The 17194-nt window shown below is 51.0% G+C and carries 12 protein-coding genes and 1 pseudogene; 6 read left to right on the top strand and 7 right to left on the bottom strand.

Annotation, left to right across the window (positions count from 1 at the left end; all coding sequences use genetic code 11):
* Positions 1-86: 86 nt before the first annotated feature.
* From lysC to ACX9GV_RS00105, 4 genes and pseudogenes are all read left to right on the top strand, one after another.
* A complete protein-coding gene (gene lysC, locus ACX9GV_RS00120; protein WP_473196633.1) occupies positions 87-1454 on the top strand; it encodes a lysine-sensitive aspartokinase 3 in 1368 nt (455 codons plus the stop codon).
* A 327-nt stretch (positions 1455-1781) separates the two neighbouring features.
* Entirely contained in the window at positions 1782-2702 is a 921-nt protein-coding gene (gene panS / locus ACX9GV_RS00115; RefSeq protein WP_023490210.1) for a ketopantoate/pantoate/pantothenate transporter PanS, read from the top strand.
* Between the two features lie 155 nt (positions 2703-2857).
* Positions 2858-4111, top strand: a complete 1254-nt coding sequence (locus ACX9GV_RS00110; RefSeq protein ID WP_473196632.1) for an FAD-dependent oxidoreductase — start codon at positions 2858-2860, stop codon at positions 4109-4111.
* Positions 4108-4409 (top strand): annotated as a pseudogene (locus ACX9GV_RS00105) (ferredoxin family protein). Before ACX9GV_RS00110 ends, ACX9GV_RS00105 begins: the two are co-directional and overlap by 4 nt.
* Here ACX9GV_RS00105 and ACX9GV_RS00100 read toward each other — a convergent pair.
* Genes ACX9GV_RS00100 through ACX9GV_RS00080 form a run of 5 tightly spaced genes read right to left on the bottom strand, consistent with a single transcriptional unit; the run spans position 4406 to position 9852 of the window.
* Positions 4406-5344: an electron transfer flavoprotein subunit alpha/FixB family protein gene (locus ACX9GV_RS00100; protein WP_473196631.1), complete on the bottom strand. Its 939-nt coding sequence runs from the start codon at positions 5342-5344 to the stop codon at positions 4406-4408. The pseudogene ACX9GV_RS00105 and the gene ACX9GV_RS00100 sit on opposite strands and share 4 nt — an antisense overlap.
* Positions 5341-6147 (bottom strand): electron transfer flavoprotein subunit beta/FixA family protein, encoded by an 807-nt coding sequence (locus ACX9GV_RS00095; RefSeq protein WP_473196630.1) that lies wholly within the window; start codon positions 6145-6147, stop codon positions 5341-5343. Before ACX9GV_RS00095 ends, ACX9GV_RS00100 begins: the two co-directional genes overlap by 4 nt.
* 16 nt (positions 6148-6163) lie before the next feature.
* A complete protein-coding gene (locus tag ACX9GV_RS00090; RefSeq protein ID WP_023490205.1) occupies positions 6164-7498 on the bottom strand; it encodes an MFS transporter in 1335 nt (444 codons plus the stop codon).
* Positions 7499-7552: 54 nt separating this feature from the next.
* The gene (locus ACX9GV_RS00085) at positions 7553-9007 is read right to left on the bottom strand and encodes an FAD-binding oxidoreductase (protein ID WP_023490204.1); all 1455 of its coding nucleotides are present in this window, start codon (positions 9005-9007) and stop codon (positions 7553-7555) included.
* Between the two features lie 59 nt (positions 9008-9066).
* Complete coding sequence (locus ACX9GV_RS00080) at positions 9067-9852, bottom strand: SDR family oxidoreductase (RefSeq protein WP_473196629.1); 786 nt, start codon at positions 9850-9852, stop codon at positions 9067-9069.
* A gap of 587 nt (positions 9853-10439) precedes the next feature.
* Between ACX9GV_RS00080 and ACX9GV_RS00075 the strand changes: the two genes are divergently transcribed.
* Both ACX9GV_RS00075 and ACX9GV_RS00070 read left to right on the top strand, forming a co-directional pair.
* A complete protein-coding gene (locus tag ACX9GV_RS00075) occupies positions 10440-11030 on the top strand; it encodes an MFS transporter (RefSeq protein WP_473196628.1) in 591 nt (196 codons plus the stop codon).
* 54 nt (positions 11031-11084) lie between these two features.
* Entirely contained in the window at positions 11085-12533 is a 1449-nt protein-coding gene (locus tag ACX9GV_RS00070; RefSeq protein WP_473196627.1) for an FGGY-family carbohydrate kinase, read from the top strand.
* Positions 12534-12626: 93 nt separating this feature from the next.
* On the opposite strand, the gene ACX9GV_RS00065 is transcribed toward ACX9GV_RS00070, so the two are convergent.
* Positions 12627-13223: a glycerol-3-phosphate responsive antiterminator gene (locus tag ACX9GV_RS00065; RefSeq protein ID WP_473196626.1), complete on the bottom strand. Its 597-nt coding sequence runs from the start codon at positions 13221-13223 to the stop codon at positions 12627-12629.
* Positions 13224-13377: 154 nt separating this feature from the next.
* Positions 13378-17061 carry a methionine synthase gene (gene metH / locus ACX9GV_RS00060; protein ID WP_473196625.1) on the bottom strand — a complete coding sequence of 1228 codons (3684 nt, stop codon included), beginning with the start codon at positions 17059-17061 and terminating at the stop codon, positions 13378-13380.
* Positions 17062-17194: the final 133 nt, after the last annotated feature.

Here is a 17194-nt window from a genome sequence, read left to right as displayed (position 1 = left end):
TTGTGCCAAGGCTATGGAAATAAGTTGCCAGCAATACCCATTCAGGAACCTGGGTATGAAATGGCATCCCTGACACGAGGTTTTAAATGAATCAACCTGTTTCGCAAAATGCAACTGTCGTAGCAAAATTCGGCGGTACCAGTGTGGCTGATTTCGACGCCATGAATCGCAGTGCCGACCTGGTATTGGCCAATCCTGATGTTCGTTTGGTCGTGCTTTCCGCCTCGGCTGGGATTACCAATCTGCTGGTAGCACTGGCGGAAGGCTGTGACATCGAAAAGCGTATCGGCAAACTCGATGAAATCCGCCGTATTCAGTACGCCATTCTTGAGTGTCTCGAAAACCCAGCGGTGATCCGCAGTGAAATTGATAACATGCTGGAAAACATCACCATGCTGTCAGAAGCCGCTGCGCTGGCAACCTCCCCGGCACTGACCGATGAGTTGGTCAGTCACGGCGAATTGATGTCCACCCTGTTATTTGTTGAAATTCTGCGCAACCGCAAGGCCCAGGCTGAATGGTTTGATGTACGTAAAGTCATGCGTACCGATGACAATTTTGGTCGCGCGGCCCCCGATAGCACTGCTCTGACCGAATTGGTACAAACCCAGTTAAGACCGCGTCTGCAACAAGCGCTGGTGGTCACCCAAGGTTTTATCGGCAGCGAAGCCAAAGGCCGAACCACTACCTTAGGCCGTGGCGGCAGTGACTACACGGCGGCCTTGTTGGGTGAAGCATTAAATGTTGCTCGGGTAGATATCTGGACCGATGTCCCCGGCATCTACACCACCGATCCTCGTGTGGTCCCCGCAGCCAAACGCATCGATAAAATCACCTTTGAAGAAGCGGCGGAAATGGCCACCTTCGGGGCAAAGATATTACATCCAGCGACTTTGCTCCCTGCGGTACGCAGCGATATTCCGGTATTTGTCGGCTCAAGCAAAGATCCCGCCGCCGGTGGTACTCTGGTCTGTAATACCACGGAAAACCCGCCGCTGTTTCGTGCGTTGGCATTACGCCGTAAGCAGACGCTACTGACACTTCACAGTCTGAATATGTTGCACGCCCGTGGGTTCCTGGCGGAGGTGTTCAATATTTTGGCCCGTCACAAAATCTCGGTCGACCTGATCACCACTTCTGAGGTGAGTGTGGCTTTAACCATGGATACCACCGGTTCCACCACCACCGGCGGCAGCCTGTTGACCACCTCTTTGCTCACTGAGCTTTCCTCGCTGTGCCGGGTGGAAGTCGAAGAGGATCTGGCACTGGTTGCCTTGATCGGCAACAAGCTTTCCCAAGCCTGTGGCGTGGGTAAAGAGGTATTCGGTGTACTGGAGCCGTTCAATATCCGTATGATCTGCTATGGCGCCAGCAGCTTTAACCTCTGTTTCCTGGTACCGGGTAACGATGCTGAACAGGTGGTCCGCACGCTGCATCATAATTTATTCGAGTAACAAACTAAGGATTTATTCGAGTAACAAACTAAGGGTTGATACCCGGTCTTATAGTCTCACTCATTCGAGTGGCAGGAAAACGCAGGGCATTTAGCCAGCGCTTCCTGCTACTTGAAGAGCGCGATACGCTGCCCCTTGCAGCTAGAAAGGCGATAGGTATATACCCTTCTTACTTCAAACTGCTTGGGTGTTAGCTGCGCTCTGTCACCCTAGTCACATAGTGGGCTATGCTCCTAGGGCTTCCATCGCTGGCTGCCTTCAAGCAATTCGAAGTATTTTGCGTATAGGCTGTTAATCCCTCGCTAAATATTAAGGACAATCCCAACCATGCTAACCAAGATCACTCGCCTATTCCCACTCTGGGCGGTACTTCTTTCGATTGCCGCCTACTACTCCCCGACAACCTTTACCGGTATCAGCCCCTATATCAGCCCGTTGCTGATGTTGATCATGTTTGCCATGGGGGTCACTTTGCGTCTGGACGATTTCAAACGTGTACTCTCTCGCCCTGGCCCGGTGGCGGCGGGGATCTTCCTGCACTATCTGATTATGCCGCTAGCCGCCTGGCTGCTGGCCATGCTGTTCCAGATGCCGCCAGACCTCTCTGCGGGCATGGTGCTGGTGGGTAGTGTCGCCAGTGGCACCGCCTCCAATGTGATGATCTATCTGTCCAAAGGTGATGTTGCCCTTTCTGTCACCATTTCGGCAGTGTCCACCCTGGTGGGTGTCTTTGCCACCCCATTGCTGACACGCTTGTATGTGGATGCCGCCATCACTGTCGATATTATGGGAATGCTGTTGAGTATCCTGCAAATTGTGGTGATCCCAATCGGATTGGGGCTGATTATTCACCATACTTGCGGCAAGATCGTCAAACGTGTTGAACCCTACCTCCCGGCTTTATCGATGGTCTGCATTGTGGCTATCATCAGCGCCGTTGTAGCGGGTAGCCAAAGCCATATCGCTTCTGTAGGGATGGTGGTGATTATCGCGGTGATCCTGCATAACGGCATCGGGCTATTGAGTGGTTATTGGGGTGGGAAATTGTTCGGATTCGACGAATCTACCTGCCGCACACTGGCCATTGAAGTGGGAATGCAAAACTCCGGCTTGGCGGCAACGCTGGGCAAGATATATTTCTCCCCACTGGCAGCACTGCCTGGCGCTCTCTTCTCGGTATGGCACAATCTTTCCGGTTCACTGCTGGCAGGCTACTGGTCAGGTCGCCCCATCAAAAAGAAAGATTAGTCATTCGGTAACCTCAGGCTGCCGCAGTCAGCAGCAGCCTTAACCCATCTGGCCGTCAGGCAACCAGCAACCGCGTAAAAACTGTGCAGAATCAATGAACGTCAGAGCGTTGATGTTATCCTCAGCGGTGCCCCTGTTCTGGAGAAAGCACATCCATGGAACATCCTGATTTTGATGTCATTATCGTTGGTGGTGGCATTGCTGGTTGCACCACCGCCCTGTGGCTGGCCCGCGCAGGCATTAATACCCTGTTGCTGGAACGTGGCACTCAAGCTGGCAGTAAAAACGTCAGCGGTGGCCGTTTGTATACCTATGCGTTAGCGCAGATGCTACCTGACTTTATTGCCACTGCACCATTAGAACGCTGCATCACCCAAGAAAAACTGTCCCTGCTGAATGGGGATAGCGCAGTAACGCTGGATTATCACCATAATTTACCTTGTTCTTACAGTGTATTACGCGCCCGCTTTGACCCTTGGTTGATGGCGCAAGCACAAGCGGCAGGCGCACAATGCCTGACCGGTACCCTGGTTGATCAACTGATTATGCAACAAAGCCAGGTGGTGGGCGTGATGGCCGCAGGTGAGGCACTCTATGCCAATACGGTGATCCTGGCGGAAGGGGCCAATACGCTACTCAGTGAGCAGGCAGGGCTACAAGCCAAACCCGCCACCAGCACCCTGGCTATTGGGGTGAAAGAGGTACGGGCATTACCCCGTGCCCAGTTGGAAGAACGGTTTACGCTGGAAGATGACCAAGGTTGTGCCTGGTTATTCGCCGGTCAGCCGACGCAGGGCAAAGTGGGGGGTGGCTTTCTGTATACCAACCGCGACACGCTCTCTCTGGGGGTGGTATGTAATCTGTCCAGCCTGAGTGACAGCCGTATCGCTTTGCCGCACATGCTGCAGCAGTTCAAACAACACCCAGTAATGCGCCCCTTGCTGAAAAATAGCGAACTATGCGAATACAGTGCTCACCTGATCCCCGAAGGGGGCCTGAACAGCATCCCGCCCCTTTGTGGCCCAGGCTATCTGGTGGTGGGTGATGCCGCACGCTTATGTATCAACACCGGTCATACTGTGCGTGGTATGGATCTGGCTATGCTATCAGCACAAGCCGCCGCAGAGACATTGATTGCCCGGCAATCCCTCCAGCATTACCCGCAGCGGTTACAGCAAAGTGCGCTTTGGGCATTAATTCGGCAATATCGCCGCCTGCCGGAACTGATGCTACGCTCCCCCCACTGGTTCAACCGCTATCCTCAGTTGGCTGCTGATGTGCTGCAAGAGATGTTTCAAGTCAATGGCCATGCCCCGACACCGTTGCACAAGTTATTGTGGCGTCATGCTCGCCGTATCGGCCTGAGGCAATTACTGAAAGATACCGTTAATGGGATGCGCAGTTTATGAATAAACCTGACTTAAGCCATAACTACTATCACCATAACTACAATCACCATAACTACAATCAAGTAGATAATGCAAATCCGCATATTGTTCTGGCGGATGCGCAACAGGGTGACATCTTGCGGCAGTTAGTGATCGCCTGCCCGGCTGGGTTGTACCAGCTCCAAGCGGACGGTAGCTTGTATTTCGACGTGCAGGGTTGTCTGGAGTGTGGAACCTGCCGCCTGCTGGGGGGGCAGAGACCTTCGCCCATTGGCGCTATCCAACTGACGGTAAAGGCATCGAGTTCCGCTTCGGTTAAAGCTGCTTGGCCAATTCCTCCAACACCGCATTCATATCGGCAACAATCCCCACATCAGCCTGGGCGAAAATCGCCGCCTGCGGATCCTGATTAATCGCCACGATCAACTTGCTGTGGCGAATGCCCATGGCAAATGCCGGTGCACCGGATACCCCTGCGGCAATGCAGACTTCTGGGGCGATAATGGCACCCGACATACCCAGCAAGCGATCCATTTCGCACCAGGCATTCATCACCACCGGTCGGCTAGCCGCCAATTCAGCCCCCAAACGCGTCGCCAACTGCTGTAAATAAAGCACATTCTGAGCATTACCCACCCCCTCGCCGATCGCCAGGACATAACGAGCCTGGTTAAGCGGTGAAACTTCCGGAGCTGGGGAATCACTGGATGCCAATAGCCATGATGCATCACAGATGCCCGTAGGATGAAACTGTTCAGCCAATATTGGGGCTGGCACGCTCCCGATACTGACGTTAGCACCACGAGCCACGCTCAGGCACCAGGGTTGCTGCATCATCGCCAATTCAGCAGCAAGATGGTTGTTATAAACCGCTTTCATTACCCGACATTCAGTGTCAGTAATTTGTGCTTGCTCGATATTGCCACATGCCGCCCCCGTGGTTCGGTAAGCCAAGCGGGTTGCCAGTTCCTCCCCCTCATCACCGGCAAACAGCAATAATTGGGCGGTGAACGCCTGTTGCATCTGTTCCAGCGCCATTAACCGTGCTTCCACCTGTCGCGGTGCCGTGACCCAACGCACCTCTGTCACCTCCCCTGTCAGGCACGGTAAACTCTGTGGTGCCGTATGGCTAAATAACCACAATGCTACGGGTGAGGAGGACAGTTCGCTCAATTGCAGAAACTGATTGATTTGCGCCGCTTGCTGATAAAAATCAGGCGCGTCTGCATCTAACAGAATGGCGATTTTAATCATAATGACCACCGGGCAGTGAGATACTCCTGGCACAAGCGTTGTACCTTCTGCGCAACACTATCCCCCTCAATCACCACCCCGGCACGCCGATGTTCTATCGGTGTTAAACGGCATAGCTGCACATGACTTGTTGGTAATGCGGTTATCCCCAGTTCGCCTAGTGTTAAGCGACAAACCTGCCGTTTAGCCGCCGCCAGCTTCTGCTTCAGTGTCGGCACACGTAATGCGCTGGCCTGCTGCGCATTACCGACCACCAACACCATCGGTGGCATCACCGTCATCACTTCCATGCCATAGGCGGTTTGCCGGGTAACCTGTAACGCGCCAGCCTCAGTTGCCGGAGCCAAATGACAAACACCGGTGATACAAGGCCAGTTGAGGTGCTCAGCCAATAACAGCGGCGTTTGGCCATTTTGGCCTTCTATGCTTTGCTTCCCCATGACAATCACCGACTGCGTAGCAATCTGTTGCTGATAAGCGGCAATCAGTGCCGCCACCGCCATGGAATTGAAGCGTAGATCCCACTCTGCCGGGGGAGTAATACGTACAGCTTGCTGATATTCCAGCGCCAACAGTTGTTTCAGCACCGGGTCGACGGTGGCGTCGGCTATCGTCAAGACGCTCAAATTGAGCGCCATTGCGTCACGCAGCATCAACACCATTTCGGCAGCACATTCGTCATAACCACTCAACAGCCGCCGGATAAAACGCGTGTCGATCTGTAACTGTTCATCAGGCAGCCAGTCATGAGGGGGCAACATGCCAAGGTCAGGGGCAATATTAATTGCCAACAGCAGGTTCATCCGCTTCTCCTGTTGTTCAGTGAGCATTTAACGTTTTGACCGAAGAGGCTCCCACCAAGGTCATATCTTTGGTTTCCGGTGCCCACAATATTGATACCACCGCCCCGAGCACCAATATCCCGGTCAGGATCAACATGGTGCCCTGTAACCCTAATGAGAGCATCGACATCGGCAACAACGCGGTGCCAATCGCTGAGCCAAGGCGACTCATTGAGGTAGCAAAACCGACGCCCAGTGAACGGATATCCGTCGGGAAGCTTTCCGCCGGGAACACGCCAACCAGGTTACTGACGGCCGAAATGGTCAAGGTAAACAAAGCAAACAGCAGTAACATGGCACTCTGCCCCTGCGGCATAAACGCCAATACCCCGAGGCTCAACGCCAGGAGCCAAAACGAACCAATCAGGAAGCGGCGACGTGGCAGCCACTGGGTGAGAGCGATCCCCAGCAATGCCCCCACCATTAGCAGACCATTCAGTAGCAGGTCGGTAGCGAAATTATGGCTCTGCCCTAACAGGGTGAGGATCGACGGTAAGAAGGTATAAATGGCAAAGTAAGGGATAACCAGACAGACGAAGAACAGGCTGTTAAACGCCGTACGCCGCCAGTAGCGTGGCGAAAATAGCGTGTGGATATGGCGTGCCGTCTCTACTGGAATTTCATCATTCAGTATCACATGTGGGCCAAAACAGCGGAGCACCACTTGGTGGGCTTGCGTTATCCGCCCCTTGCGCATCAACCAGCGGGGGGATTCCGGTGTACCAATGCGTAACAGCATGATTAATAAAGCGGGAATCGCACTTGAGGCCAATAACCAACGCCAGGCATCTGGCCCCGGCTCAATCAAAAAATGGCTGACAAAGCCAGCAGCAACATAACCTAGCGTCCAGATCACACTAAATGACCCCAGCAGGATGCCGCGCTGTTTACGCGGAGCAAATTCCGCCAGCATGGTATGCCCCACGGCGTAATCCCCTCCCAACCCCACCCCGACCAAGACTCGCAACCAGAACAGCTGTTCCGGCGTGGAGGCAAAAAACTGCATCACTGAAGCCAAGGTGATAATGACAAAGCTAAAGGTGAAAATCTTCTGGCGGCCAATATGATCAGAGATCCAGCCTAATATCAGGCTTCCCAGAAACAGACCTATCAGTGCCGAACTGCCAATCATACCTTCCCAAAACGGCGTTAAACCCATCTGCGGTTTAAGCTGGGCCAGCGCGAAGCCAATCACGCCCAGCACATAACCATCCGTAAGGTGAGCACCAAAAGTCAGCCCCGCTATTTTGCAATGAAAAGCGTTAAGCGGAATATCATCCATACGCACTTGTTGAGGTGGCCGTGGTGTCATCGTTCCCCCTATTCGAGCGCGAGAGGCCCGGCGAACCGGGCCCTAAAAGGATTTTTATTTTTCAATGGGATAGATAGTACCGGTATTCATAATACCATTAGGGTCGTACACCTCTTTCAGTGCCTTGAGGATGTAGTAAGCACTACCGTGTTCATCCTTGGTCCAGTGCACACGGTGTTTACCGATGCCATGGTGATGCACCATCGAACCGCCCAACTTAATAGTCTCCTCCACTATGATTTTATTCAGTGGATTATGGTACTTGTCGATCTCTTCTTCCGGCTTGCAGTCCACCACGTTGTAGTCATACACAAAGTACATATTGGTACCGTTGATATAACTGTGTGATGAGTGGCCCCCCAACATAGTGATATCGTCCGCATGCGGAAACTCTTCACGAATACGGCGGAGCACATTTTCATAAATAGTGTTAATGCTGCCCCAATCACCAGAGACCTCGGTGGTGAAGCCCATGTTATTGGTCTTCATGATCTGCACGCGTTCTGCAGCCACTTTATCCGGCCCCCAATTCAGGTTGTTAAACCAGGTTTCGATTAGCTTGCTGTCGACTTTTTTGCACTCGGGATAGCGTTTGACGATCTCTTCAATGCCCGCCCCAGTGGCCTGCGCAATACCTTTTGCCCCTTCTGCCATAAAGATCAGAACACATTTACCATCAGCAAAATGGGTAAAGTGCTGGGTACCATCTTCAGCGTCATACAGGCGAGCAATGGAAGGGCGATAACCTTCTACCATTACCTCACGTAATATATTGAAACCGGTCTGCATATTGTCGAGGACGTAACCGTAGAACAGGTTATTTTCTGGCATATATTTGAAGATTTTCACCGTGACTTCGGTGATAAAGCACAGCGCCCCTTCGTTACCGATAATCACATGGCGAATATCGGGCCCCGCCGCACGCCGTGGCACATTTTTAATCCGGGTAATGGTGCCATTCGGGAACACTGCTTCCAGCCCAACCACCATATCTTCAATTGCCCCATACAACGTGGAGAACTGACCAATACTGCGGGTCGCAACCAGCCCACCCATCTGAGCTAATGGCTTGGACTGCGGGGAGTGACCGGTGGTGTAACCCTGAGCACGTAATTGATTTTCCAGCACTTCTAATGGAACACCACACTGCGCGGTGGCCTGCATATTACGGATATCAAGATTGATAACCTTATTCATCGCTGAGCCATCCAGCACTACCGTGTCTTTCACCACGGTTTCCAGCCCACCTTCGGTAGCCGAAGAACCGGTGCGAGGTATGCCGTTGATACCGTGTTTATTCATAAACGCCAGTACATCGGATACTTGCTGGGTATTGGCCAATTTAACCACGGCAGCAGGCAGTGGCTGGGTAAATACACCGTGAATATCGGCATATTTCCGGAAACGGTCCACGCTATTTTTCTGCAGTACCTTTTCATCCGTAATAACTCGATCCGGACCAACAATTTCTTTCAACTGGACAACAATTTCTTCGCGAGATAGAGACATAATTAACCCTTCCTAAATTAAGAATATAAACACCCAATTAAATAAGAACCACCCTTAAATTAACGTACCAAGTAACCACCATCGACAACCAATAAATGACCATTAACATAATCTGAAGCACGACTGGCTAAAAATACCATTGCCCCCATCAGGTCCTGCGTTTCCCCCCAACGATTGGCTGGAATATGATCAAGTACACGTTTATTGGTTTCAGGGTTTTTACGGGTTTCCGCTGTAATATCGGTTGCATAATATCCAGGTGCGATACCATTGACTTGAATATTATATTGACCTAATTCATCACAATAGGCCTTGGTGAAACCGGCCAGCGCATGTTTGGTCGCCGAATAGGCGGGTGACCACTGCCCCCCCAAGTAAGAGAACAGTGAGCAGATATTAATTATTTTCCCTTGTTTTCTTGGGATCATCACTTTTGCTGCTTCATAACTTAATTCAAATGCGGCAGTCAGGTTAATATCAATCATCGGATCCCAATCTTCACGACCAAAATCCAATACTTTATTCAACTTACAGATACCTGCGTTATTCACTAGAATATCCACAGTACCGAAGGTTTCCAGGCATTTGGCGATCACTCGGGCAGGGGCGCCTTTTTCCGTGATATCCACCTGCATAAACTCAACCTTAACACCTTGCTGTTCAATGAGCTCACGGGTTTCGCCTTTATCCATGATAAAGCTGGGTATAAACAAATTGGTCCCCGCCTTGGCTAATGCCATGGCAAATGCCTGCCCCAAACCACTGTTGCCGCCAGTGACAATGGCGGTTTTACCTTTCAATGAAAAGAAATCTAATGAGAACTGATTTAAGGCGTTTAATGACATGATGTTGCCCCTTGGTCCGAAAAAAACGCAAAAAAAAGAGAAAAGCAAGCTCCCCTGCACTGGGCAGAGAAGTTACTTTTCTCATCGTCTCTAGTAACTGAGAAAAAAGTAACACACCCCCTCACTATTATTCCGTGACACTAATCACAATTTCATTTTATTGCTAACATTACTCATATTAAGCAACAAGATACCCTAAATTTTTTGAGTGATACATCGATAAAAAAACAAAAAACATTAGATAAATAGATAATAGCCATGATGACATCCACTTCATCATAAACCTTGGCAGATAATGGGTATAGCCACTGATTTCCATCAGATTAATCGGGTGAATTACTGTGCAGTCAGATTTAAATAAATTGGTCTCCTGTTGTTTTGTGATAATTCTCACAGATGAATGGAATGCCAATGTGTTATTTATGTCGGCAGTTACTGAAAGAGACGAAGAGAAAAGTAACTTCCTGCTTGTCGGGGAGCTTGCTTTTCTCTTTTTTTGTTTAATTCGATTTGCCCAGTGAATGTCAACATGCAGTATGAAGCGTATCAATGACAAAAATCAGGGTATATTGACGCGGAACTTTACGATGGAAAAATCTAATTCACACCGTTGGTTAACGCTGGCAATAATAAGTATCAGCGGTGGCGTAAGTTTCGGTCTGGCCTACTTGCGTTATATTTATCAAATACCCATGGCTAAATTTATGGGGTTCTCCAGTAACGAAATGGGTCTCATCATGAGTACCTTTGGTATCACCGCGATTATTCTCTATGCCCCTAGCGGGGTGATTGCCGATAAATTCTCCCATCGAAAAATGATGACCTTTACCTGTTATGCCTCACGCGGGTTGTACTTCGCCTGTATCGGCGAGGCCAGAACACCGAAATACATTGTCGGTACCACCGTGGGTATCTGCTCGGTTATCGGCTTCCTGCCCGATGTGTTTGTTTACCATTGGCAAGACACGCTGCCTGCCGCGGAGGCCTATCACAATATGTGGTTGATGGGATTGAGTGCCACCTGTCTGGTGGTGGTGTTTACCTTCCTGCTGTTTAACAACATTAAGCGCGTCGATAACAAAAATACCGTGGAACAACCCGTGACCGAGTCGTTTTATCTATACCGGTCACCTCAAGTTGCAGGCAGTCAGCCACCCCGTGATCCCCACAATGGGTGATTCACGCAGCTAACTCCTAACTTCATGCATCAAAGAATATCAAGGAGTTGTAACATGAAAAGCCAGTACCTAATGGGTGTAGACGTAGGCACCCAGAGTGCGAAAGTGGTTATTTTTGATCTGGATGGCAATGTCATCTGTGAAGGAAAGCAGCAACTACGCAAAATGGATATCCCCGCCCCCCTGTTAGCGGAGCACCCAGATGACGACTTGTGGGACTCGCTCAAGGTGGCATTCCGCCGTGCCATGCAGCGTTTTGGGGAACGGGGCGGCAAGCTGCAAGATATTCTGGCGATGGGGATCTGTATCGTCCGCTGTTGCCGCGTATTGCTGAAAGAAAACGGTGAACTGGCCTATCCGGTGATTAACTGGATGGATAAGCGCCTGAACAAACCTTATGAATATATTGATGCTTATCAGGGCGTGCGCTACGTGACCACCACTTCGGGTTATATTACCCATCGCCTGACCGGGGAGTTCAAAGATACCTGTGCCAACTACATTGGTTGGTGGCCGATGGATAACGATACGCTGGACTGGAGCACCGACCCTGCCGTCTGGCAAAGCTGTAATCTGGCCCGTGACCAGGTGCTGGATGTCGTGAAGCCCGGTGAAGTACTCGGTTATGTTACGGAACAAGTAGCACTGCAGTTGGGTATCCCTGCGGGTATTCCGGTGGTTGCTACCGCCCATGATAAAGCGGTCGAAGCGCTGGGTGCCGGATCATTGGAGGAAGGGGTCGCGCTGATCTCCCTGGGTACCTATGTTGGTGCCATGGTACACGGTCATGCCAACGTGAAAGACGCACAGAACTTCTGGCCGTTCCAGGCATCAATCCCTGGCCGTTATCTGTATGAGTGTATGGGGGTGCGGCGTGGCATGTGGACCATCAGTTGGTTCCGCGATCAGTTTGGCGCCGCCGCTCTGTCAGATGCTCATGATGCCGGGACCAGTATTGAGGAGTTGTTAAACCACGAAGCAGAACGGGTTCCAGCAGGTTGTGAAGGCTTAATCACTGTACATGACTGGGCTCCGCCATCAGAAGCGGAATTCCGCAAAGGTGCCATGATTGGCTTTGATGGCCGTCATACCCGCGCCCATATGTACCGCTCCATGCTGGAAGGTATTGCCTTTACCATGAAAAATCATATGGATAAGATGGCACAAGAACTGAAAATACCGTTCAAACGCCTGATTATTTCTGGTGGAGGAGCCAACAGTGATCTGTTTATGCAGATTTTTGCCGATGTGTTTGGCGTTCCCACCTGTCGGAATATCATGAAAGGGTCAGCCGCTGTGGGTTGCGCTATCAACGCCGGGATGGCGGTAAATGTTTTCAATGACTATCAACAAGCGGCCGAGAAATTGGTACGCATGGGGGACAGCTTTGAACCGAACAGGGATAACCACCAATTCTACAATCAGTTGAATCAGCAGGTGTATCAGCAAGTGAACAAACATCTGGATCCCTTGCTGCAGGCACTGAGTCCATTAGTGGATTAACAGATAATTGAACTTTAGGGCGCACTATTGGGCTGCGCCCTAACCCAATGTTCAAATAAGAAGGTTTTAAATAAGCAGATTTCAAATAAACAATCAGCAACCTGAAGGCTTACGGGATGACAGGGGTAGCTTCAGTTTCCACACATCATGATTGGTCGTCGCGACCGCAATGGCCCCGGCAGTTAATGCCGTTCGTGCATCATCTTCATCACAGACCAGACCGCCGGCAATAATCGGCAAATCAACTTTCTCGGCCACCCATCCCAACACTTTGGGCATACAACCTGGCAGGATCTCAATGCAATCCGGCGTCGATTGCGCCACCTGTTTATCGATATTGTGGAAAGAGATGGAGTCCATGATAAAGAGCCGATGAATGGTATAAAAACCGTGCTGACGCGCCGCTTTCACCATCGACGCTTTGGTACTGATAATGCCATCCGCGGCAGTGACAATTTTCAGGAAATTGATCACTATCTCCTTATTGGAACTCCCTTCCAGCAAGTCGACATGCACAAAGGCATATTTACCGGCCTCTTTAATCTGCTGCACGATACGGCCAATATTACAGATATTGCCGTACAGTACCGAGATAATCTGGCAGTCCGACTTCACCGCAATCTGCAGACTTTCATTATCTTTTACCGCTGCAATCACAGGGTGCAGCGTTAACAGCTCAACAATAGACACAGTAGGCGTTCCCTTGGATAAAATCTGCTTTAGCATCTGCGTTACAGGCTTCCCTATCTTGCGGGAAAAGCAATAATCATACGGTCAACAAGCCTGCAGCTTGAATGATGCCGGGTAAATACCCAAACTGATTCAAGTTGCAGGACAAGGTAAATCAGTTATCCGTATCATAACCCAAATTCGGGGCTAACCAGCGTTCAACCTCACTGAGCGACATTCCTTTACGCTGCGCATAGTCTTCCACCTGGTCACGCTGAATTTGTGCCACCGCAAAATATTTACTCTGCGGATGGCTGAAATACCAACCGGAAACCGCTGCCCCTGGCCACATGGCAAAGGATTCAGTTAACTTCATACCCGCATGATGATCCACATCCAGCAGTTGCCAGATCGCTGCCTTTTCGGTGTGCTCCGGGCAAGCAGGATAACCCGGCGCTGGGCGGATACCTTGATAGTTCTCACGAATTAACTCTTCGTTTGTTAAATTTTCATCCGCCGCAAAGCCCCAATGCAGTTTACGCACTTGCTGATGCAAATACTCAGCAAAGGCTTCTGCCAAGCGATCAGCCAAGGCTTTTACCATAATTTTGTTATAGTCATCATGTTGAGCCTCATAGGCCGCGGCCAGATCATCTTCCTCTAGCCCTCCCGTCACAGCGAAGGCACCGATATAGTCAGCCTTACCGCTACTTTTCGGCGCAACAAAATCCGCCAGACAGTAGTTCGGGAAATCGGTTTTCTCCGTTTGCTGACGTAGATGACGGCTGACCACCAGCACCTCTTCACGACGTTCATCACGGTAGACTTCCACATCATCACCCACGCGGTTAGCAGGGAACAAGCCAAAAACACCACGCGGATTGAGGCTGCCTTGAGCCGCTAGGCTATCCAGCAGTTGGTTGGCATCCTGATATAAGCGCTTGGCCTCCTCCCCGACAACATCATCTTGCAGAATACGCGGATATTTACCGGCCAGTGACCAGGTCATAAAGAATGGCGTCCAATCAATATAATCACGTAACGTATGAATATCCGCTTCTACAGGGAATACACCCAATTGATTGGGTACCGGTGGCTGGTAACTTTGCCAATCGAGCACCATGGCGTTATCGCGCGCGTGCTGTAGGCTGACCGGTGGCGTATGCGATTTTTTACGCCCATGCTGGATACGAACCGTTTCATACTCTTTACGCGTACGGGCAACAAACTCCTCACGCTGGTTATCCGACAGCAACGCCGCTACCACCCCAACGGTACGTGAAGCATTCTGCACATAAGTTGTCGGGCCACTGTAGTTTTTTTCGATCTTCACCGCGGTGTGGGCTTTAGAGGTGGTAGCCCCGCCAATCAGCAATGGCAAGGTAAACCCCTGGCGTTCCATCTCTTTCGCCACATTGACCATCTCATCCAACGAGGGGGTAATCAGGCCGGACAGGCCGATAATATCCACCTGTTGTTCTCGGGCAGTTTTCAGGATTTTGTCCGTTGGTACCATCACACCCAGGTCGATAATTTCGTAGTTGTTGCATTGCAGCACCACACCAACGATGTTCTTGCCAATGTCGTGGACATCCCCCTTCACGGTTGCCAGCAGGATTTTCCCCGCTGTGGTCCCCTTCTGTTTACTGGCCTCAATATAAGGCTCAAGGTATGCCACCGCTTGTTTCATCACGCGGGCAGATTTAACCACCTGCGGCAGGAACATTTTCCCCTCACCAAACAGATCGCCCACCACATTCATCCCAGCCATTAGTGGCCCTTCGATCACCTCAATCGGACGATCTGCTTGCTGACGTGCCTCTTCCGTGTCTGATTCAATAAATTCAGTGATTCCCTTGACCAAGGAGTACTCCAGCCTTTTACCCACCGGCCAGCCACGCCATTCCGCCTGCTGTATGGCGACTTCCTGGTCTTTTCCACCACGGTATTTTTCTGCCAGATTCAGTAAACGTTCAGTGCCATCTTGCCGACGGTTAAGCACCACATCTTCTACTGCGTCGCGCAGTTCTGCACTCAGATCGTCGTAAATCGCCAACTGGCCTGCGTTAACAATCCCCATATCCATGCCATTACGGATGGCGTGGTACAAGAACACCGCGTGGATCGCCTCACGCACCGGATCGTTGCCACGGAAAGAGAATGAGACGTTGGAGACACCACCGGAGATCATCGCGTGGGGCAGATGGGTTTTAATATCAGCACAGGCTTCAATAAAATCGACGGCATAATTGTTATGCTCTTCAATCCCGGTGGCGACAGCAAAAATATTGGGGTCAAAAATAATATCTTCCGGCGGGAAGCCCACACGCTCGGTCAGGATCTGGTAAGCGCGGCGGCAAATCTCGAACTTGCGTTCACGGGTATCCGCTTGACCGACTTCGTCAAACGCCATCACCACCACCGCTGCCCCATAGCGACGCACCAACTTGGCGTGCTGGATAAAGGCATCCTCACCTTCTTTCATTGAGATCGAGTTAACAATCCCTTTGCCCTGAATACATTTCAGGCCTTTTTCGATCACACTCCATTTGGAAGAGTCGATCATAATCGGCACCCGAGCGATATCAGGTTCGCCGGCAATCAGGTTAAGGAAGCGCTGCATCGCCATTTCAGCATCGAGCATCCCTTCATCCATGTTGATATCGATGATCTGAGCACCGCTTTCCACCTGCTGGCGCGCCACATCCAGAGCCTCGTTATATTTCTCTTCTTTAATCAATCGTTTGAAACGTGCTGAACCGGTCACATTGGTCCGTTCCCCCACATTAACAAACAGCGAGTTAGCATCAATATTCAGCGGTTCCAGCCCAGACAAACGGCAAGCCACCGGTAATACAGGCAGTTGCCGTGGTGGCACATTTTCCACCGCTTTTACCATCGCCGCGATATGCGCAGGCGTGGTGCCGCAACAACCGCCGATCATATTCAAAAAACCGGCCTGAGCCCATTCACCAACCTGTTGAGCCATGGAGTCAGGATCAAGATCGTATTCGCCAAAAGCATTGGGTAAGCCCGCGTTTGGATGGGCTGTCACATAGCTTTCGCAGATACGCGCCAACTCCGCCACATACTGGCGCAGTTCATCGGGGCCGAGGGCACAGTTAAGGCCAAAGCTCAATGGGCGGACATGACGTAGCGAATTATAGAACGCCTCCGTCGTCTGGCCGGAAAGGGTGCGGCCAGAAGCATCGGTGATAGTGCCGGAAATCATGATGGGTAAAGTCACCCCCAATGCTTCAAGCTCGGTTTCTACCGCAAAGGCCGCCGCTTTCGCATTCAGGGTATCGAAGATGGTTTCGATCATGATCAGATCGACGCCCCCTTCCACCAGTGCGCGGGTTGACTCACGATAAGCCGCTACCAGTTGATCAAAAGAAACATTGCGATATGCCGGGTCATTCACATCGGGTGAAATAGAGGCAGTGCGATTGGTCGGCCCCAATACACCGGCAACATAGCGCGGCTTCTCCGGGGTACGTGCACTCCATTCATCGGCACAAGCACGGGCCAACAACGCCGCTTGATAGTTAATCTCGGCAGACAGTGACGCCATGTGGTAGTCCGCCATGGCAATACTGGTGGCATTGAAGGTATTGGTTTCCAGGATGTCAGCCCCGGCGGCCAGATAATCATGGTGTATCGCCGCAATCAATTGCGGTTTGGTTAACACCAGCAGATCGTTATTGCCTTTCAAATCCGATTGCCAGTCAATAAAACGCTCGCCACGATAATCCTGCTCTTCCAGCCGATAACTCTGGATCATGGTCCCCATACCGCCATCCAACACTAAAATGCGCTGTGCTAACTGCTCACGCAGTTGTTCCACTCGATTTATCACTGTAGCCCCTTGATACCCGGTGATTCACCCAACTATTTATTCCCTTCATCAATCAAACTGCAAAGGCAGGGTTTGCCCCATTACAGCTTAAAAATGAAGGGTCTGACATCCTAGCACAGGTTTTGTTGGCAAA

Source organism: Serratia sp. 25CWL12 (assembly GCF_055790885.1).
The sequence above is the reverse complement of the archived record's forward strand: the minus strand, read 5'-3'. Positions and strand labels throughout refer to the sequence as shown.